Raw genomic sequence first — 19425 nt, 5'->3', positions numbered from 1 at the left:
ATGAGCATGATGAACAAGGAATCTGCAGAAGGCAGAGCCCATAGTATAGAATACGCTGATATGCTGCTCCTGCGTTTTGGAGAGTTTACTTTAAAGGGCAAAAATCGTACCCGATTTGAAAAAACCGTACTGCGTCATGTGAAGGAATTGATTAAGCCTTATCCAAACGTAGTTCTGAGCAAGGAATTCGGAAGAATTTACGTGGAATTGAACGGGGAATCTGCGATTGAATTGGTACAAGCACTGAAGAATGTATTTGGCATTGCTTCAGTTAGTCCAGTGAAGGTTTCTAAGTCAGAGCTTGAGGATATTGTAGCGGTCAGCCGTCAATTTTTGGAGATAATCGCGCCTGCTCCGGGCACCAGATTTAAGGTTAATGCTCGGCGGGTATGGAAAGAGTTCCCTTACGGCTCCATTGAGATGAATAAACTGATCGCGACACCACTATTGCAAGGATATCCTGGCCTCACCGTAGACGTTAAATCGCCTGAATTAGAGCTGAGGGTCGAAATTCGTCAGGGACATACTTATATTTTCTGTGAAAATATTGCCGGTGTAGGTGGATTTCCATTAGGCACTAACGGAAAAGCGATGTTATTGCTGTCCGGTGGCATTGATAGTCCCGTAGCAGGCTGGTCATCCATGCGGCGCGGACTTGAAGTGGAGTGCGTGCACTTCTACAGTTATCCTTATACAAGCGAGCTTGCTAGACAAAAAGTTGTGGATCTTGCGCGGGTATTGTCACGTTATGCGGGTGTAATCAAGCTGCATCTGGTACCCTTTACTGAAGTGCAGACTTCCTTTACCGGCATCGGCCAGGATAATCTGATTATTACACTGATGCGGCGGGCAATGCTGAGAATTACTACCCAGCTTGCTGAGCGGGAAGGTGCATTGGCGATTGTGACCGGGGATAGTCTGGGACAAGTCGCTAGCCAGACCTTGCCAAGCATGAACGTGATTGGCCGTGCGACAACCCTCCCCCTTTTGCGTCCGCTGGTAATGATGGACAAAAGTGATATCGTGGACCTGTCGAAGAACATCGGTACCTATGATTTGTCCATCCTTCCTTATGAGGATTGCTGTACTTTATTTGTTCCAAAATCACCTACAACAAATCCGAATTTACGGATTGTGGATAAGATAGAGGCTACGCTTCCGGGATATTCTGAACTTCTGGAAGCGGCGATTGAAGCCACAGAGACCGTGTTAATCACTCCCTATGGAGATGAGAAGCCTAGTGATGTTGTAAGTGTCGAGGCTGGTTTACAGGAAGAATGGTTCTAAAGTAATAAACCAAAAAACTGCCTTGAAGCGTAGTGAAATCTACGTTCTGAGGCAGTTTTTTTGTGGTTTAGACGAATGTGCCCTCCTGAGGCTCTTCTGGTTTTGATTGGCGTTTCCAATGTCCCGCTGCCAAGATACCTATAATGATCACGATTATAAACAGATATTTGAGCAGCGGATGATGATTAAAAAATGGCGCAAGCTGATGTTCATCCGTAATCATACTTGAAGCAGTAAAACCTAAGACAGCAGAACCAATATAAATGATCCATGGATATTTGTTGATTAATTTAATAAAAAGGGTACTTCCCCACACAACGATGGGAACACTGATCAGCAGTCCTATGATAACCAGTGAGATATTATGCTTGGCAGCTCCGGCAATGGCGATCACATTATCAAGGCCCATGGCAGCATCAGCTAAAATGATTGTCCCTACAGCGGACCACAAGCTTTGACCTGCCTTGATATCTGTTGAAGTGTTCTCACTGGTTAACAGCTTATAGGCAATCAGAATGAGTAAAATCCCTCCGGCAAGCAGTAACCAGGGGATTTTCAACAGCCATACGACCAGAATCGTTGCGAAGATCCGCAACACTACAGCACCTGCTGTTCCAAATACGATAGCCTTCTTTTGCGTGTCTGACGGTAAATTACGCGCCGCAAGACCGATCACAATAGCATTATCTCCCGCCAAAATAAGATCTAGAAAAATAATGTTGAGCAGCGATAATATAAACTCCCAGATGGATGTATTCAAAGCGAAGTCACTCCCAAGTTTGTTAGATTGAGCTTCAAAATATGCTTAGTTTTGTATACGCAAAAAAAGGAGCCAACATGCGTTCACGCTCAAAAAAAGTTGGACAGGAAGCATAGCTTGTCATTTCCGAACATACAAGTAGTTACATGTGACTCGGGGAGGTAAGTGCGAATGGATTCATTATTGCTCCTTGGTGAAATATTGATGATTAATCTGGTGCTGAGCGGAGATAATGCAATGGTTATTGCAATGGCCAGCAAGGATCTTTCGGCGAAGCACCGAAAGACTGCAGTATGGTGGGGCTCAGCAGGCGCAGTTGTTCTGCGGTGTTTGCTTACTTTTGTTGCGGTATTGCTATTAAAAATCCCTTATATTCAGGCTGGAGGGGGAATGCTGCTGCTATGGATAGCGTTCAAGCTGCTTTTGGAGGAAGAGGAGGATCTCAGAGTAAGGGAATCATCCTCAGTCTGGAAAGCAATCCGGACGATTCTTGTAGCAGACTTCATTATGAGCCTGGATAATGTACTAGCCATTGCAGGAGTAGCTAAAGGAGATTTGGCTTTAATTGTCATCGGGATTGCCCTTAGCATTCCGATAGTAGTGTGGGGAAGCGGCATTATTGTAGGCTGGCTGCACCGGTTTCCAGTGCTCGTATTTATCGGTGCTTATATATTGGCGTTTACAGCAGGGGATATGTTGCTTCAGGATGCAAAATTAGGGACGATGCTCTCCTTTTTGTTCCCTTCCTCACATTCCTATTTGCCCATTGCCTTAGGAATATTAGTTGTCGTTACGGGAGCAATAAAACGCAGAAAAACATCTGCAGGTTAATAAATTGCAATAAAAGGCAATACTAAACGGACATCTCCATAAATTGGAATTGTCCGTTTTTTTTGCGTGATCAGAAGCGCTTATAGACACTGATTAATCACAGGGAGTGATGGCATTTTGTGTATGTTTCGGATAATATATGAGTAAGAATCCTGTCGCTTTCAGGCTATAAGGTGACGAGGAAATGAGGTAGACGTGAAATTGAAGGGATGGGTGAAGGATGTCTTCAAAGAAAGATATACAGCTAGGAATTTTTATTGTTGCTGCTGGCATCGTGATTTTATTAGGTAAGCTGGGCGTCTTCGGATTTTTGGGGCGCGCGCTTTGGCCTCTAGTGATTTTAATTCCAGGAATAGTACTACACATGTTATTTTTCAGCCGTCGTGCTTCGGCCTCGGTATTGGTTCCTGCCGGGATATTAACGGTGTATGGTTTGTTGTTTGGTCTTTGCAATATTTGGGGATGGGGGCTTATGAGAAACTTATGGCCTGTGCTGTTGCTTGGTCTTGCCGTGGGCTTGTATGAATACTCTATCTATGAACCAAGACGGACGGGTGGTCTGTCAGCAATTGCTGTAACATTAGGCTTACTAAGCCTTGCGCTTTGTATTTTCAGCCTTATGGGCACCGGCGCGATATACCTGATCGGGATTGTATTAATAGCTGTAGGAATTTGGCTGATTACCGGTCGAGGCAGAGCACGTGGCCGGAATAGATGGTATCGAAGCTAATTGCTGTAGGATCTTGTGAAAAAAAACGGAAATTGGTAACTGTTTTTTCATAAAAAGACTTGCTTTTCATGGTACTTTCACTATAATATTAATGTTATGTTGAAGCGTCGGCTTTCTGCCTGGCGCTTCTTTTGTGAGACTGCCGTGACATGCTATGAATTTTAACAGTTTTAATTTGATAAATGAGAGGATTTGGATACAAATCATGCATTCAAGAAAAGATATTCGCAACATTGCGATCATTGCCCACGTTGACCATGGCAAAACAACACTCGTCGATCAGCTCCTTCAACAATCGGGGATCTTCAGCGCCCATGAGCACTTGCAAGAACGTGCTATGGACTCTAATGATATCGAACGGGAACGTGGAATTACAATCCTAGCTAAAAATACAGCAATTACTTATAAAGAGTTTTTGATCAACATTGTGGATACACCTGGACATGCTGACTTTGGTGGCGAAGTAGAACGGATCATGAAAATGGTTGACGGTGTATTGCTGGTTGTTGATGCTTATGAAGGCTGCATGCCGCAAACGAAATTCGTTCTGCGTAAAGCATTGGAACAAAAACTTACACCGATCGTTGTCGTGAACAAGATTGACCGTCCAGCTGCTCGTCCTAAGGAAGTTATTGATGAAGTGCTCGATTTGTTCATCGAACTTGAAGCAAATGACGAACAATTGGAATTCCCTGTTGTTTATGCATCTGCTCTTAATGGTACATCAAGCATGGTTCCTGAGAAACAAGATGAAACGATGCTTTCGCTCTACGAAACCATTGTTGAACATATTCCAGCTCCAACCGAAAGTGTTGAAGAACCGCTTCAATTCCTCGTAACGTTGATGGATTATAACGAATACTTGGGTCGTATTGCGATTGGACGTGTTAACCGCGGTGTGATCAAACAAGGTCAATCTGTAACAGTTATTATGCGTGATGGTAAGAGCAAAACTGCACGTATCGAGAAATTGTTCGGCTTCCAAGGTTTGAAACGTATTGAAACAGAGCAAGCGGGCGCAGGGGATATCGTTGCTATTGCAGGGATCAAGGACATCAACATTGGTGAGACCATTGCTGATCCTGCAAACCCTGAAGCACTTCCGGTTCTGAAGATTGACGAACCAACCATGCAAATGACATTCCTAGTGAATAACAGTCCTTTTGCTGGTAAAGAAGGTAAATGGGTAACTTCCCGTAAACTACGTGAGCGTCTATTTAAAGAACTTGAAACAGACGTGAGTTTGCGTGTGGAAGAAACTGATAGTCCTGATGCATTTATCGTTTCTGGACGCGGTGAGCTTCACCTTGGTATTCTGATCGAGAATATGCGTCGTGAAGGTTATGAAATGCAAGTTTCTAAACCACAAGTAATCATTAAAGAAATCGACGGTGTCAAAATGGAGCCGCTTGAGCGTCTAATGATTGATATTCCAGAAGAGAGCATGGGCTCTGTTATGGAGAGTCTGGGTACTCGTAAAGCCGAAATGGTCAATATGATTAACAACGGTACGGGTCAAGTACGTCTGGAGTTCCTGATTCCTGCACGTGGATTGATTGGTTACAACACTTACTTCTTGACTTTGACACGCGGTTACGGCGTTATGAACCATGCTTTTGACAGCTACGCTCCACTGGTTGCTGGTCAAGTTGGCGGACGTCATCAAGGTGTGCTTGTAGCAAGTGAGACTGGATCAACAACTCAATACGGAATCGTGGGTGTTGAGGATCGTGGTATTCTCTTCTTGGATGCAGGTACAGAAATTTATGAAGGTATGATCGTAGGCGAGCATACCCGTGATAACGATATTATCGTTAACATCTGTAAGGAAAAAGCACTTACCAACATGCGTACCTCAGGAAAAGATGATACTGTAAAAATGAAGACACCACGCACCTTCTCTTTGGAAGGCGCACTTGAATATTTGAACGATGATGAATATTGTGAAATTACACCTAAATCCATTCGTTTGCGTAAAAAGATTCTGAACAAAGGCGAACGCGAACGTGTAGAGAAACAACGTAAAACAGCACAAGCCAACGCGTAAACACATGCTTATGAATAAGACCGCCGGATTATTGCATCCGGCGGCTTTTTTTAATATAAGAAACAAAAAATTCCCCTACTGATGATATAATGTAAACGTATCTTAAATTTGGGAGGAGTGCGGTTATCTATGCAGGTGTGGTTCGCTGAGCATCCAATCGTCGCTTATATTGTTATCTTTATATTGCTTACTTTTGTTTATAATCAAGTCTTTCGTGTGAATCAAAAGTTATCGATTGGCAAGGAAATCATGCTCTACATAATGATGGCGGTTGGCTCTGGCATGCTCCTCATTTTCCAACATGATAAGCTTCCGATTATCCAGTGTCTGTTGGTTGCTGTCGGATTAATGCTGATGGTACGGATACGTTATATAGTAGAAGCTCGACAGAAGAGAAAGGCTGCGGCAGCAGCGAAGAGATCGTAATCGCAACTTTTGTACCTTAAGGATCGTCTAATTAATGTAGCAATTCTAATTCTAAATGAAATGAAAAGGACTTTATTCTATTATGAGTACAAGAAACAGCGGTTTACCTCCAAGAGCAAACGGGCAACAACCTACTAATAGAAAACAGCCTGTGAAGGGTGCTTCTAAGAAAAAAACGAAAAAGAAAGTGAAAAAGAGAGGTTTTTTTGGCAGATTAGTTAGAGTATTGTTAACTTTGCTAATTATTGCGATCCTCGGCGTGCTGGGTTATGGCGGTTATCTGTATTGGAAGCTTGAGCATGGCGTATTTAATGCAGGGGTTGAGGGTACGGTTGCTCCAGGGCATTCCGCTTCAGAAAAACCACTGACAATGCTTATACTGGGAACGGATAACAGACCTAAACACGAGTCTTATTTGACTGACGTAATCATGGTTGCAGCACTTAATCCTAAGACTAAATCAGCGACTATTGTTTCGCTTCCTCGTGATACCTATGTGGAGCTAATCGGCTATAAGAAGACGAAAATTAATGAATTTTATGCTCGCTTCAAGGGTAAGGAGAAATCCTCTGGTCTACTGGCTGAAGATGAGATGAAGACGATGATGGGTAAGTATTTGGATATTGATGTAGATTATACAACGATTCTTGATTTTCAGGGCTTCCGTGATGTAGTGGACGAGCTTGGGGGAGTCGAAGTAAATATTAGTGAAAATATGTGTTATACAGACACTGTGGATGGCACGAATATCAATCTGAAAAAGGGTCCGGCAGAGCTGGATGGAAAAAATGCACTGGACTATGTGCGGTATCGTAAATCCAATTGCAAGCCTAAGACCAACGCATCAGATGATTTTGATCGCAACAAACGCCAGAACGAAGTTCTGAACAGTCTGGTGGATCAGATGCAATCGCTTGGTGGCGTATTAAAAATCGGCAAGGTGCTTGATGCAGTGGACAGTAACATGAAGACAGATATCGAAAATTCGCAAATCAAAGATATGATTGCGACGTATTGGAAGATTTCCAAAGAGAATATCGAATTCAAGCCGGTTACTGGAACGTGGCGAAGTCCATATGTATATATTAATGATGAGGAGTTTGAGGCCGCTAAGAAAAGCTTGCAGGATCGGATTGCAGGAATTTCCACGGGAGCTGATTCGACAGCTGCTGAGACGCCTTGAGGACCTTAATATCTTCCATAGCTAAAATTGAATGCAAGTTTCAGCCTGTGCTATAATATAATAAATCGAATGAATTAACGTCGCATAGGGGGCCAGTACTTATGTCCGAAGCCGTTGCTCAGCTGAATGAAACTTTGCTATCGATGCTGCAATCGGAAACCTTTGTTCTTCTAAACACAGTTGATGCGGAGACAGGCGGTCCTACATCCACAGCTATTTCGTGGCTTTATGCTGTTAGTCCTAGTACTGTGCGTTTGGCTATTGATCATCGTTCAAGACTTGTGAATAATATGAAGGTTAATCCATTAATAACTATAACTGTGTTTGGTGAAGGAACTGTCTATGCCATTAACGGTAGTGCTGCTGTAAGGCAGGACCCGCTAGAAGAAGTTCCTTTTAAGATGTGCTGTTTTGATGTTGAAATTCAAGCGGTCCGCAACGCGCTTTTTTACGGCGCGCAGCTGGACTCCGCCCCAAGATATGCGAAAGTTTATGATGGACGTGCCGCTGAGAAGTTGGACGGACAAGTATTTGCTGCCATGAAAAAAGCCTAGTGAAAATATCACTGGGCTTTTTTTGAACTCAAAGAACATCTTTTGTTCTTAATCTCTACTGTGCATTTTTTTGCGGCTTGGTATCCTCTGGCAGCTGTGGCATGATTCGTCCGATAATATCGGCCAGCTCGGATGAGAATCCGGATATCGGATGTCCCTTGGAGATATGGCGGCTCATTTCCGCTAATCTGCTGGAGAGATCCATATCCGCAGTGACAAGCGCCCGTACACTTCTTGGGTCTTTGCGGATGGCTTCCGCTACAGAATATTTGATGCTTCCTACACGTGAACGGCCCAGAGAACCTTCTACATCAAGACCAACTATGGCAACTTTGTTCATGACTACACAGTGTGCGCCATTTACACCGGGAACTCTTTTGGCCAACTGTTCAAAATGATCCTTAAGTGCAATTTCACTTTCTCCATTAACATTGACGGCTTGACCAGCTTTTGAGGTGGCTTTAGGATTAGTCGCACCATCATTGGACAATTGCCGAACCTCATGGTTCCCCGTACCCTTTACAGCATTCGCAGATTGTTTATTCTGAGGAGAGGGTGATGTCTTTTTATTAGCGATACCGCAGCTTGTCAGTAGCAGCAGTACCAGCAACAGACATATTGATTTTCTCATATGTGATTACTCCTTTCAGCCAAAGAATCGTTTCTGTACCATATCTTTTCCCTTGGCGGAAAGAGTTATGTATGATCAATCAAACCAGGCGCTGTGGAGGGGATAATATGAACAAGATATTTGTGCTAGATACCAACGTGCTTTTGCACGACCCCAATTCAATTTTCTCTTTCAAGGAGCATGAGGTGGTTATTCCGGCTGTTGTGCTGGAAGAAATCGACTCCAAGAAGCGCAATGCTGACGAAATCGGTCGGAATGCCCGTACGGTATCCCGATTGCTTGATGGACTCCGGGAACTAGGTCATTTGCATAGTGGTGTGGAACTGGAGCATGGAGGCAAGCTGAAGGTAGAACTTAACCATCGCAGTTTTGTGAAGGTACAGGAAATGTTTGGCGAGGTGTCTAACGACAATCGGATTTTGGCTGTTGCTCTCAATTATTTGAATGAAGAGAATGAGAAGCCCGATCCGCGTCCCGTTGTGCTTGTGAGCAAGGATGTACTGGTTCGTATTAAAGCGGATGTACTGGGAATTACGCCAGAGGATTATTTGTCAGATCGTACTGGAGACTTAAATGAACTATACACTGGTTACCAATCTCTGCAGGTTCATCCCGCATTGATTGATGAATATTACAGTCACCGCTCTCTGACGGTAAAACAGCTTGCGTTGTCGTATCCGTTGTACCCTCATGAATTTGTGATTCTCAAGGATGAGATTGGCACTGGCAAATCAGCTCTTCTCAAAGTGAATAGTGATGCCACACGTCTGGAGCCACTCTATCTGGGCAATGATTCGGTTTGGGGGATTAGCGCCCGTAATGCTCAACAACGAATGGCACTGGAGCTGCTGCTAAATGATGAAATCCCACTCGTAACGATCACGGGTAAGGCTGGGACAGGGAAGACGTTATTGGCGCTTGCAGCCGGACTATTCAAAGTGGAGGATGAACATAAATACAAAAAATTGCTTATCGCCCGTCCGGTCGTTCCTATGGGTAAAGACATTGGGTATTTGCCCGGTGAGAAGGATGAGAAGCTTAGACCCTGGATGCAGCCTATTTATGATAATCTGGAATTCCTGTTCGATACCAAAAAAGCTGGCGATATCGATAAAATCTTAATGGGGTTAGGAAGTATACAGGTAGAAGCCTTAACCTATATTCGCGGCCGTTCAATCCCATCGCAGTTCATTATTATTGATGAGGCGCAGAACCTTTCCCGCCATGAGGTGAAGACCATTGTCTCCAGAGCGGGAGAAGGAAGTAAAGTCATTCTAATGGGCGATCCAGAGCAAATCGATCATCCATATCTGGATGCTGCGAGCAACGGACTGAGCTATATCGTCGAGAAGTTTAAGCAGCAAGGGATTAGCGGACATATTACTTTGGAAAAAGGTGAGCGTTCCCGCTTGGCGCAATTGGCCGCGGATCTACTCTAACCGTTCATCAATCCTATTTTCAGCCGGGAGAAGCAAACACTCCCGGCTTTTTCCTGCCCGCCTGGAAACTGCAGAGGAATTTAAAGTTGGTTGTGGTGATTAGAGCCATGGAAAGAAAGTTTGGAACTGTAGAAGCGAAGCGTTCGCCTTTATCCTCGGATTTTAACCGCATGATGCGGTAATTAGATCAGGAAATCTGAGGATAACAGTGATCGGAAGTCCAAAGCTTTCTTGTAATGGCGGTCAGATCACCTTCCTATTTTTAATGCCTCTGGCGTTTCACCCATATAATAGAAAGAGAACGGTTTCACAAACTAAAGACAAGCACCGGAGGGTTTGGTAAAATAGGGGAGACCAATCAAAAGGGAAGGTGGGAAATCGTGCTGAAACGCAAAAATTATTGGCTGCTTTTTGCAATTTTACTACTATCGCTGACAAGCCTGTCGCCCAGTATGGAATTGAGTACCAGTAACGATCCACGTCCTATGAAAAGACCACAAAGTCAGTCGACCCATCCCTCTTCCGGAGATGAGGGAACTATAGATAGCTTACACATAAGAGTATCGTTAAATAGCGAAGAATTTAGTGAACTGGAGCTCCTTAGCAACCGTTATACCTTAGAAAGTGGAGTAAAGGTTATTTTAAGCAATGTGGATATGGAGGATGCCGATGAGGTATTGAAGCATGATTTAACGATCGGGGACAGCCCGGATATAGTCATGGCAGATGGACGAAGCATTCTGGACTGGGCCACACGTGGATATTTATTGCCGATGGATGTGTATCAGAGCGTTCCGGGGAGTGCACCGTTAACACAGTTGATCCCCTGGATGCAGTGGAATGGATATAATTGGGGAGTCCCGTTAGATATAGATCCTTACGTGCTTGTTTATTCCCCACAACGGCTGGCGGAGCTGGGTTTTAATGCATTACCCAAAAGCCTCGAAGAGTGGAATATCCTGCTTCAGAATGTGCTTAAAGAGCAAGGGAAATATTTACTCGCGATGGATACCCGTAATCCTTATGGATTGTCAGCGGTAATGGAGAGCATGAATAGCAGCTTGTTAGCAGATAACCAAGAGGTGTTGAATTGGACTCAGAACGCCCGCAGTTATTTTTATCTCACCAGCCGCTACAATAAAGATGTCTGGGATATGCTACAAGGAGGTAGTGTCGCCGTTGCTTCATTACCGTTATCCGAGTGGCAGAAGCATGGAAATTCATCCCTTGCTGCTGTACCGGCCCTGACTGCTAATAATGGGGGTGGGTTTGAATCCTGTTACAGTCGATCTTTTGCCCTTCCAGCTCAATCTCAAAGTCCAAAGGAAGCTGTGAATTGGCTGACCTTTATCACCTCAGAGGATGCTCAGCTGGATTGGTTGGAGAATACGGGGAGCTTGCCGGCGCTTGATGTTCTTTATCGTTCGGAGCATGCTTTTAAATACAAGCTTCCCTTCGATGTTGAGCTATTGCTGACAGAAGAAACCGCCCCGGAGGATGAGTCACAGGGCGGCTGGAGTAAGGTTGTTGAAGCTGTATCGTTACTATTAACAGGGCAGATAGATGCGGAAGGCTACAAAGAATTTCTAAAAGAAGGCCTAAAATGAAATGGAAAGCTTAACATGCAAGACGCCCTCTTGGCTATCTACTGCCGTGGCACGAAGGAAAGATACTATTTTGCCTGGATAAAAGCCTAAGTCAAATTCTTCTTCCAACGTTTTTCTTGTTGTGTCAGGCAATTCAAGACCGTTAAATACAATATGATCGACTTGGAATATAAGGCCGTTGATCGGTTCTTCCTGAATGGTATAGTGACCGGTCAGTGAAAGGGCTAGCACTCCGCTTTTTCCAGTGGCAGTAATCGATCCGTCATTGAAATGAAAGGCGAAGTCTTTAAACAGCGAATTCTGCGATTGCAAAAATTCATTCAGATCCTCTTCCTTCAGGTTTAGCTCATAAGTCATTCCTTTTCGAGTCAGTACACCCTCTCGATTCTGAACAAACTGTGGTAGTTTATTCATTGCGGAGGATAACGCCTTGAAATAAGTTTTTACCTCGTGCAGGCCGATATTCTCCCAATATAATGTGAATTCTTTAAGTAGAGTACTCATATTTTCAGGATCGCTGCTATTTTTAATCCCACCCTCAATATCCTTGTTGAGCGCGTTTACCCGAACTTGCTGTTCCTCCAGAGCCGTACGCAATCGGGCGAGCTCTTCCGAGTTTCGCTTCGCAGTCTGAAGGGTAGCCTTCAAATCCTTATATTGTTCTTCATATTGTGAGAGAATATCGCGGTCATTTCCAATAATAATCTCATAATAATCGAACAGAGCCAGGAATCTGCTGATACTTTTTGCTGAAAAAAACGCGGCCAGAAGATTATCTCTATCCCCCATATAATAAGAACGCACAACTGCACCTGCCCGTTCCTGTTGGTCCGCAATGGCTGTTTTTTTCTGGGTAGCTTGTCTGTTCAGGCTTTCTACCTTTTGCTCAAGCGCTTTTTGTTCGGCTGTTATCTTGATGATTTCACGTTCAATTTCTGCAGAAGACAAGGTCTGTTCAAGTAGTTTACGGGTTTCTTCATTATCTGGTATAGCAGAGTTGAAAAAATCACCGCTAGGGTCGGCAGACAAGTACTTCACAGGTTGTAACGGAAACAAAGTACAGCAGAAGAGAATTAGTATGGTTGCAATCATGCGGCTTTGTAAATTGCGGGAGCGCACCACACCACCACCTTTTTTTGAAATGATATATGTATGTACTAATAATATGTTTAACCCTTCTAAAATAGCATACAAACAAAAAAACGGAAGTGATCCTTATAAGATAAGGACCTCATCCGCTCCAAAAGAGTACTGCAATTTATAGTGGAAGACCCATTTGAAAGATCGTCCAATAACTAAATCCGGTGAAAGTCAGAATCATGTATGCCCAGAAGAGAAGAACATAAGTTTTTTCAGTAAATTTCATATAGCCAAGTATTACGAAAAATGCAGTTTGTAAAAAGAAAAGCAAGGCCATTTCTGTTAGACCTCCGGCGAAAGCCATCAATCCAATAGCTAATGTGAAAAAACCTAATACCCGAAACATGCGGTCCAAGAGAGAGTCCCCCTTCCAGTATGTATCTCACGAATATTCCTTCGATTTATTATACCCTCAACATAATTATGTGTAAACGAATTCATTGAAAAAAATGCACTAATCTTCAAAAAATGTGATTTTTATAATTGACCTGAGTGATTAGTGCTTTAAAAAAGAGAATTTATAGTTTTATGCGTATGATGTACGCAGATAATGGAAATACAAATTAGTATCAAATAGATTCTATGAACTCTATGAGAAGCATAGAAATGGAGTAAGCAGCTTTTATCCCTATTCACTACCCGGCAGAACTGCCGGTTATGGAGATGGTTATTTCATGACGTTGTTAGGAGGTTTGGCTTTATGACAGCCGTTAGACAGGACGCTTGGAGTGCAGAAGATGATCTAATATTGGCAGAAGTAACTTTGCGACACATTCGGGAGGGCAGCACACAGCTTGCCGCTTTTGAAGAGGTGGGTGAAAAAATCGGCAGAACTTCGGCCGCTTGCGGATTCCGCTGGAACAGTTGTGTTCGGAAAAGTTATGAAGGTGCCATCGGTATTGCTAAAGGGCAACGTCAAAAGCGTAGCTACCTGAAAAAGCAGCCGTCAGTAAGAGGAGCGCAAGTAGCTGGTCTCATTCTGGGTGATGTCGATGAGGAATTTGGGCGCGGTGAGGGATTAAGTGAAAACACATTATCCATTGATGCGGTCATTCGTTTCTTAAGACAATGGAAGGGTACGATCCAGGAAGCAGGACGTCAGCTGAAAATGCTGGAAAGAGACCTGCGCGAGAAGGAAGATGAATTAACAGAATTACGATCTGAGAATGAGCGGTTGTCTAAAGAGGTTAATCTTGCTCAAAGCGACTACCGGGTAGTCAACGATGATTACAAAGCTTTAATTCAGATTATGGATCGTGCTCGCAGGCTTGCTTTCTTAAATGAAGAAGAAGAAGAAATGAAGACTCGTTTCAAAATGGATGGTAACGGAAATTTAGAACGCATTGAATGAACGATAGGTTAACTAACAATCCCGCAAGTGGTCTGCTTTTTAAGCACCACTTGCGGGGTTTTTGGTATACTTAGAAAAATTGTGCTTAAGATCAGCAGGAGGGTTATATGAAAATTGATATAATTGGTGCAGGTTCACTCGGGCTGCTGCTGGCAGGGAGACTGATCCAAGCCGGAAATGATGTGAGGCTGTGGTGCCGAGGGATAGAACAATGCCAACGATTAGGGCGTGATGGCTTAACGGTTACCTACGAGGATGGACGCGAGCCGATAACAATTTCGGAAGATCAGTTTGTATCCGCGCCAATAGGGGAGTTCGCTAGTGCTTATCTAGAAGAGCCGAGTGATTGGATCGTGGTGACGGTTAAACAGAATACTCTACATAATGATTTGCCTGAATTTCTATCCCTACTTAAGGAAGAGCAAGTACATATGATTTGTTTTCAGAATGGTACAGGACATATGGAGATGTTAGGAGGCTTGTTGCCAAACGCCAATTTATATGTAGCTGTGACTACGGAGGCTGCGAAGCGCAAATCCTTAACTGAGGTCATTCATGCAGGAGCAGGGGAGGTGTGGATAGGAAAATGGAGCTTAGGGGATGGACAAGCTCATAGCATACATAATGATTTAAAAGCGAATAATTTAATAGAAGTTCTCATAATGGCAGGATTCGCAGCCTTTTTGTCGAATGAAGTGGATACCATGATTTACCGGAAGCTCTTGATCAATGCCGTTATTAATCCACTCACGGCGATTTGGCGTATTCCAAATGGGGAGCTGTTGTCTTCAGAGCAACGCCTCCAATTAATGAAGGAAGTTTTTGAAGAAGCAATAATGGTGTATGATTTCTGTGAAATTACTTATGATAAGGATGCTTGGGATAACATCCTTCAGGTGTGCCGGTTAACGTCTGGCAATATTTCATCTATGCTGGCAGATGTACTTGCTTCAAGAACCACAGAAATTCGTTGGATCAATGGAAGTCTTGTAGAAATGGCAGAACGATCTGGAGTGTCGGCACCATTAAATCGCTGGCTCTGCCAATTAGTAGAAGGTATTGGGGTATGATCTCTGGGGAGAGGTGAAGCTATGGGACTGCTGATGGATTCGGTTATTACTTTAAGCGTTATTCCGATTGTGCCGTTTTTGATTGTTTTTTTCATTGGAAAGGGCTTAAAAAAAGATAAAAAGAAAACTTTTATGCTCGCTATGGACGTGACCACATTTTTTTTATTATTGTCGGTCTCCGCATTGTTTAATAACATCTTTAATTCCGGTTTTGGGTTTTACCTTATACTAATTATTGTATTAATATCCGCTGGACTGATTGGCGGAGCTCAAAATCGGATGAAAGGAAAGGTAGATGGGAAGCGGTTATTTCGGGCAGTTTGGAGACTTTCGTTCTTTTTTATGAGCTTCGGATATTTATTATTTATGTTTGTTGGGCTAATTACCTACATATCACAAGCGATGTAACGTTCCACTGCTTCGGTGAAGCGTCAACGTCACAAAAGTTTAAAGTTTTAAAAAAAAAATATTTTCTGAAAACATTGCACTAGATTTTTTTGACCACTGGTTGTATAATCATAAACCATATACCACATTCTATTTAGGGGGAACTGCTAGATGAAGAAGAGTAAAAGTCTATTGCTAATGATTGCATTAGTACTTGTTATCGGCACAGTGCTTGCTGGCTGCGGCGGAAACAATGCAAACAGCGGCAATAAAGGTAACAATGCTAACACTGGTAACACGGCAACTGGTAATGCAGCTACAGAAGAAAAATTGGCTGCTGACCAAACATTGAGAATTAACCTTAGTTCTGAGCCTCCAACATTTGACCCAGGATTGGCTCAAGATAGCCAAGCTCACACTGTCCTGACAACAATGTACGAAGGTCTGACTCGCATGAATGCTGAATCTGGTCAAGCTGAACCAGGTGTTGCTGAAAGCTGGAAAGTTTCCGCTGACGGTCTGGTATATACTTTCAAACTCCGTGATTCACAATGGAGTAATGGCGATCCTGTAACAACAGAAGACTTCGTTCGCGCTTGGAAACGCGTGCTCGATCCTGCTGCTGCATCCGCTGCACCTTACGCTTATCAATTGTACTACATCAAAAATGCTCAAAAGTTCTACAACAAGGAAATTACCGATTTCAGTCAAGTAGGTGTCAAAGCGGTTGATGAGAAAACTCTTGAAGTTACTCTTGAAGCCCCAACTCCTTACTTCCTTGGATTGCTTTCCTTCTACACTTATTACCCTGTACACAAATCCATTGAGAGTAATCCTAAATGGGCAACAAGCAAAGATACTATGATCGTTAACGGTGCTTTCACTCTTACTGAGTGGACTACAGGTCAAACACTTGTTGTAACTAAAAACGATAAATATTGGGATAAAGATTCCATTAAACTTAACAAAATCGACTTCTCCCTTGTAAACAGCGGTGCAACTGAGCTGCTCAGCTACAAGAACGGTGAATACGATCGTGCCGGTGGACCAACTGGTGAAATTCCATCAGAACAAATTCCAATCGTGCAAAAAGAACTTCCTAACGAATTCAGCCGTAAAGGTATTGCTTCCGTATACTACTACGAATTCAATATCACTGAAAAACCTTTCACAAACGCTAAAATCCGTAAGGCTCTTGCAATGTCCATTAACCGTCAAGCTTTGATTGACAATGTAGTACAAGGTGGACAATTCCCAGCCTACGGTTATGTACCTCCGGGTATCGCTGGTGCTGATGGTGAATACCGTACAGCAGTTAAAGATAGCTACTTCACTGAAGATCTAGAACAAGCTAAAACATTGCTTGCTGAAGGTCTGAAAGAAGAAGGTATGGATAAACTGCCTACATTCTCCCTGACTTACAACACAAGTGAAGGTCACAAGAAAATCGCTTTGGCGATTGCTGATATGTGGAAAAACAATCTTGGTATCGACGTACAAACCGTTAACCAAGAGTGGGCTGTATTTATTGAAAACCGTCAAAACCTGAACTACCAAGTTGCTCGTGCTGGTTGGACTGCGGATTACAATGATCCAATGACTTTCCTTGATATGTGGGTAACAGGTGGCGGTAACAATGATACTGGTTACGCTAACCCTGAGTATGACAAATTGATCAGCGAAGCTAAAACAAGCACTGACTTGGCAGTACGTCAAGAAAAGTTTGCTGCAGCTGAGAAATTGCTCATTGAGCAAGATATGGTTCTGATTCCTTTGTACTACTACACTAACAACTCCCTGACTAAAGAGTACCTTAAAGGTGTTACTCTTGACTTTAGTGGTGCAATTGACTTGACTCGCGGATACTTGCTTGAGCACTAAGATATTGCTTTAGTAATTACAACAGAATAGTTAGTTGACTGAAGTTGCAGAATACTTCGGGATATATATGTGGAATTCCATATATATCCCTTTTTTTTGTATTCCTGTCTATTTGTTAATTAATGTTATTAATAACATATATAGAAAATAGACAAAAATCCGTTTTTTTCATAAAATCATTATTATGTGTATCAAAAATTGTCGGAGGAGGTGTGATGGGGATGGTTCGTTATGTCGCAAATAAGTTTTTCTATATGTTGGTTTCTCTATTTGTATTGATTTCAGCTACCTTTTTCTTGATGAAAGCTATTCCGGGGGATCCGTTTACTTCTGAAAAGAAGGTACCGCCAGAAATTAAAGCACGTCTGATGGAACAATATGGTCTGGACAAGCCGCTCTCTCATCAGTATTTTAAGTATTTAGGTGATATTATCCAAGGTGACCTAGGTGTCTCAATGAAACGCCTAAATCAAGATGTATCACATTTGATCAGTCAAACCTTTTCAGCGTCGCTGAAGCTGGGACTCGTCGCAATCGTTGTGGCGGTTATTGTCGGAGTATTTCTCGGCATGTTGGCGGCACTCTATCACAGAAAGTTTATTGACAGCGCAGCTATGGTGCTGGCAGTTCTGGGGATTGCGGTTCCGAGCTTTGTAGTCGCGTCATTACTGCAGTATGTATTTGCTTTCAAACTGGGTTGGGTACCGGTTTCAGGTTTTAAAGGGCCGATCTATTATTTCTTACCCGTGGCCGCGCTCTCGGCACAGCCGATCGCCTTTATCGCCCGCTTGACCCGTTCAAGTATGCTTGAAGTTTTGAATGCGGATTATATCAAAACGGCTAAAGCAAAGGGATTGAGCTGGATGGCTATTCTGAGCCGCCATGTACTTCGTAACGGAATTCTACCTGTTGTTACTTATATGGGTCCAATGACAGCTAACATCGTAACTGGTTCGGTTGTTATCGAGCAGATCTTTGGTGTTGGGGGTATTGGTAAACAGTTCGTGGAAGCGATTGGTGTCCGTGACTATACCGTTATTATGGGGATAACCATTTTCTATGGTGTATTACTCATGGTTGCCCGCTTTATTACGGATATTGCTTATGTATTAATTGACCCACGTATGAAATTAAGTGGAGGAAAGGAGGGCTAAATAGTGGCTACTGAAAATAACTTGCTAAATCTAAAACCGGAAGATTTTCAAAAAGTCGGTGTAGATGAAAAAGAAGCCGAAGTTATCCAGCGTGAGAGTCTCTCTGCTTGGAAAGACTCTTGGCAACGGTTGCGTCAAAATAAAATGGCGATGACTGCGCTCGGTATCCTGGGTTTGATTGTACTTGCAGCGATTTTTGCACCTTTTATCTCGAAATATAACTATTATTCTAATGATTTGATGAGCACCAATAAGCCCCCTTCCTCCGATCACTGGTTTGGAACGGATGATCTTGGTCGTGATATCTTTGTTCGTACTTGGTACGGTGCACGGATTTCCTTGATCGTTGGTCTTGCTGCGGCAGCCATCGACTTGTTCATCGGTGTTATCTACGGAGGCATTATGGGCTTCTTCGGCGGCCGTGTAGATAATATTATGAATAAATTCTCTGAAATTTTGTATTCTATTCCTTATTTGCTGGTTGTAATCTTGCTCTTGGTCGTTCTTGAGCCAAGTCTTGGAACAATCATCCTAGCTCTAACCATTACAGGCTGGATTACGATGTCGTGGATTGTGCGTGGAGAAATTATGCAGCTCAAGAATCGTGAATTCGTATTGGCCTCCCGTTCCATGGGTGCTGGTTCTGCGAGACTGTTGTTCAAGCACCTTCTGCCGAATGCGGTTGGTCCGATTATCGTAACCATTACACTGTCTGTACCAAATGCTATCTTTGCTGAGGCCTTCCTAAGCTTCTTGGGTCTTGGTGTACAAGCTCCTGTTGCTTCACTTGGATCGATGATCAATGACTCACTCACCGGCTGGTTGTACTATCCATGGCGCTTCTTGTTCCCTGCGATCCTAATCAGCTTAACAATGCTTTCTTTCAACATTTTCGGTGATGGTCTTCGTGACGCGCTTGATCCTAAGCTGAAGAAATAGGAGGAATA

19 protein-coding genes are annotated in these 19425 nt (G+C 43.2%); 15 read left to right on the top strand and 4 right to left on the bottom strand.

Going from position 1 to position 19425, the window contains the following annotated elements:
• Positions 1–1287 carry a tRNA uracil 4-sulfurtransferase ThiI gene (thiI, locus tag NSQ91_RS24530; RefSeq protein WP_081382359.1) on the top strand — a complete coding sequence of 429 codons (1287 nt, stop codon included), beginning with the start codon at positions 1–3 and terminating at the stop codon, positions 1285–1287.
• Positions 1288–1354: 67 nt separating this feature from the next.
• Here thiI and NSQ91_RS24525 read toward each other — a convergent pair whose 3' ends face one another.
• Positions 1355–2047 (bottom strand): TerC family protein, encoded by a 693-nt coding sequence (locus tag NSQ91_RS24525; protein WP_076217854.1) that lies wholly within the window; start codon positions 2045–2047, stop codon positions 1355–1357.
• Positions 2048–2218: 171 nt separating this feature from the next.
• Between NSQ91_RS24525 and NSQ91_RS24520 the strand changes: the two genes are divergently transcribed.
• The 6 genes from NSQ91_RS24520 to NSQ91_RS24495 all read left to right on the top strand — a co-directional run bounded on the left by NSQ91_RS24520 (position 2219) and on the right by NSQ91_RS24495 (position 7818).
• The gene (locus NSQ91_RS24520; protein WP_076136549.1) at positions 2219–2878 is read left to right on the top strand and encodes a TerC family protein; all 660 of its coding nucleotides are present in this window, start codon (positions 2219–2221) and stop codon (positions 2876–2878) included.
• 220 nt (positions 2879–3098) lie between these two features.
• Positions 3099–3608, top strand: a complete 510-nt coding sequence (locus NSQ91_RS24515) for a hypothetical protein (protein WP_076129027.1) — start codon at positions 3099–3101, stop codon at positions 3606–3608.
• Positions 3609–3813: 205 nt separating this feature from the next.
• Positions 3814–5655: a translational GTPase TypA gene (gene typA / locus NSQ91_RS24510; RefSeq protein WP_076129029.1), complete on the top strand. Its 1842-nt coding sequence runs from the start codon at positions 3814–3816 to the stop codon at positions 5653–5655.
• 129 nt (positions 5656–5784) lie between these two features.
• Complete coding sequence (locus tag NSQ91_RS24505) at positions 5785–6081, top strand: YlaH-like family protein (protein WP_076179286.1); 297 nt, start codon at positions 5785–5787, stop codon at positions 6079–6081.
• Positions 6082–6163: 82 nt separating this feature from the next.
• Positions 6164–7264 (top strand): LCP family protein, encoded by a 1101-nt coding sequence (locus NSQ91_RS24500; protein ID WP_340920287.1) that lies wholly within the window; start codon positions 6164–6166, stop codon positions 7262–7264.
• 101 nt (positions 7265–7365) lie between these two features.
• The gene (locus NSQ91_RS24495) at positions 7366–7818 is read left to right on the top strand and encodes a pyridoxamine 5'-phosphate oxidase family protein (protein ID WP_340920284.1); all 453 of its coding nucleotides are present in this window, start codon (positions 7366–7368) and stop codon (positions 7816–7818) included.
• Between the two features lie 55 nt (positions 7819–7873).
• On the opposite strand, the gene NSQ91_RS24490 is transcribed toward NSQ91_RS24495, so the two are convergent.
• Positions 7874–8449, bottom strand: a complete 576-nt coding sequence (locus tag NSQ91_RS24490) for a YhcN/YlaJ family sporulation lipoprotein (protein ID WP_076129034.1) — start codon at positions 8447–8449, stop codon at positions 7874–7876.
• 107 nt (positions 8450–8556) lie between these two features.
• On the opposite strand from NSQ91_RS24490, the gene NSQ91_RS24485 reads away from it, so the two are divergent.
• Both NSQ91_RS24485 and NSQ91_RS24480 read left to right on the top strand, forming a co-directional pair.
• Complete coding sequence (locus NSQ91_RS24485; protein WP_036683710.1) at positions 8557–9888, top strand: PhoH family protein; 1332 nt, start codon at positions 8557–8559, stop codon at positions 9886–9888.
• 380 nt (positions 9889–10268) lie between these two features.
• Complete coding sequence (locus NSQ91_RS24480) at positions 10269–11495, top strand: extracellular solute-binding protein (RefSeq protein ID WP_340920279.1); 1227 nt, start codon at positions 10269–10271, stop codon at positions 11493–11495.
• On the opposite strand, the gene NSQ91_RS24475 is transcribed toward NSQ91_RS24480, so the two are convergent.
• Both NSQ91_RS24475 and NSQ91_RS24470 read right to left on the bottom strand, forming a co-directional pair.
• Positions 11487–12614: a coiled-coil domain-containing protein gene (locus tag NSQ91_RS24475; RefSeq protein WP_340920276.1), complete on the bottom strand. Its 1128-nt coding sequence runs from the start codon at positions 12612–12614 to the stop codon at positions 11487–11489. The genes NSQ91_RS24480 and NSQ91_RS24475 overlap by 9 nt on opposite strands.
• 139 nt (positions 12615–12753) lie before the next feature.
• The gene (locus NSQ91_RS24470; protein WP_036683705.1) at positions 12754–12990 is read right to left on the bottom strand and encodes a DUF2626 family protein; all 237 of its coding nucleotides are present in this window, start codon (positions 12988–12990) and stop codon (positions 12754–12756) included.
• Between the two features lie 345 nt (positions 12991–13335).
• Here NSQ91_RS24470 and NSQ91_RS24465 point away from each other — a divergent pair, with 345 nt between their 5' ends.
• The 6 genes from NSQ91_RS24465 to NSQ91_RS24440 all read left to right on the top strand — a co-directional run bounded on the left by NSQ91_RS24465 (position 13336) and on the right by NSQ91_RS24440 (position 19417).
• The gene (locus NSQ91_RS24465) at positions 13336–13986 is read left to right on the top strand and encodes an RsfA family transcriptional regulator (RefSeq protein WP_036683702.1); all 651 of its coding nucleotides are present in this window, start codon (positions 13336–13338) and stop codon (positions 13984–13986) included.
• Positions 13987–14093: 107 nt separating this feature from the next.
• Positions 14094–15056 carry a ketopantoate reductase family protein gene (locus NSQ91_RS24460; RefSeq protein ID WP_340920274.1) on the top strand — a complete coding sequence of 321 codons (963 nt, stop codon included), beginning with the start codon at positions 14094–14096 and terminating at the stop codon, positions 15054–15056.
• A gap of 21 nt (positions 15057–15077) precedes the next feature.
• The gene (locus NSQ91_RS24455; protein WP_076129040.1) at positions 15078–15464 is read left to right on the top strand and encodes a DUF3397 domain-containing protein; all 387 of its coding nucleotides are present in this window, start codon (positions 15078–15080) and stop codon (positions 15462–15464) included.
• A 150-nt stretch (positions 15465–15614) separates the two neighbouring features.
• Positions 15615–17324, top strand: a complete 1710-nt coding sequence (locus NSQ91_RS24450) for a peptide ABC transporter substrate-binding protein (RefSeq protein WP_340920271.1) — start codon at positions 15615–15617, stop codon at positions 17322–17324.
• 221 nt (positions 17325–17545) lie between these two features.
• On the top strand, positions 17546–18478 hold the full coding sequence (locus NSQ91_RS24445; protein WP_036683691.1) for an ABC transporter permease: 933 nt from the start codon (positions 17546–17548) through the stop codon (positions 18476–18478).
• A 3-nt stretch (positions 18479–18481) separates the two neighbouring features.
• A complete protein-coding gene (locus NSQ91_RS24440) occupies positions 18482–19417 on the top strand; it encodes an ABC transporter permease (RefSeq protein ID WP_036683689.1) in 936 nt (311 codons plus the stop codon).
• The last annotated feature ends 8 nt before the right edge of the window (positions 19418–19425 follow it).

This window comes from Paenibacillus sp. FSL R7-0048 (genome assembly GCF_038004505.1).
Taxonomy (GTDB): Bacteria; Bacillota; Bacilli; order Paenibacillales; family Paenibacillaceae; genus Paenibacillus_AQ; species Paenibacillus_AQ odorifer.
Note: the sequence above shows the minus strand (reverse complement) of the source record. Positions and strands in the feature narration are given on the sequence as shown.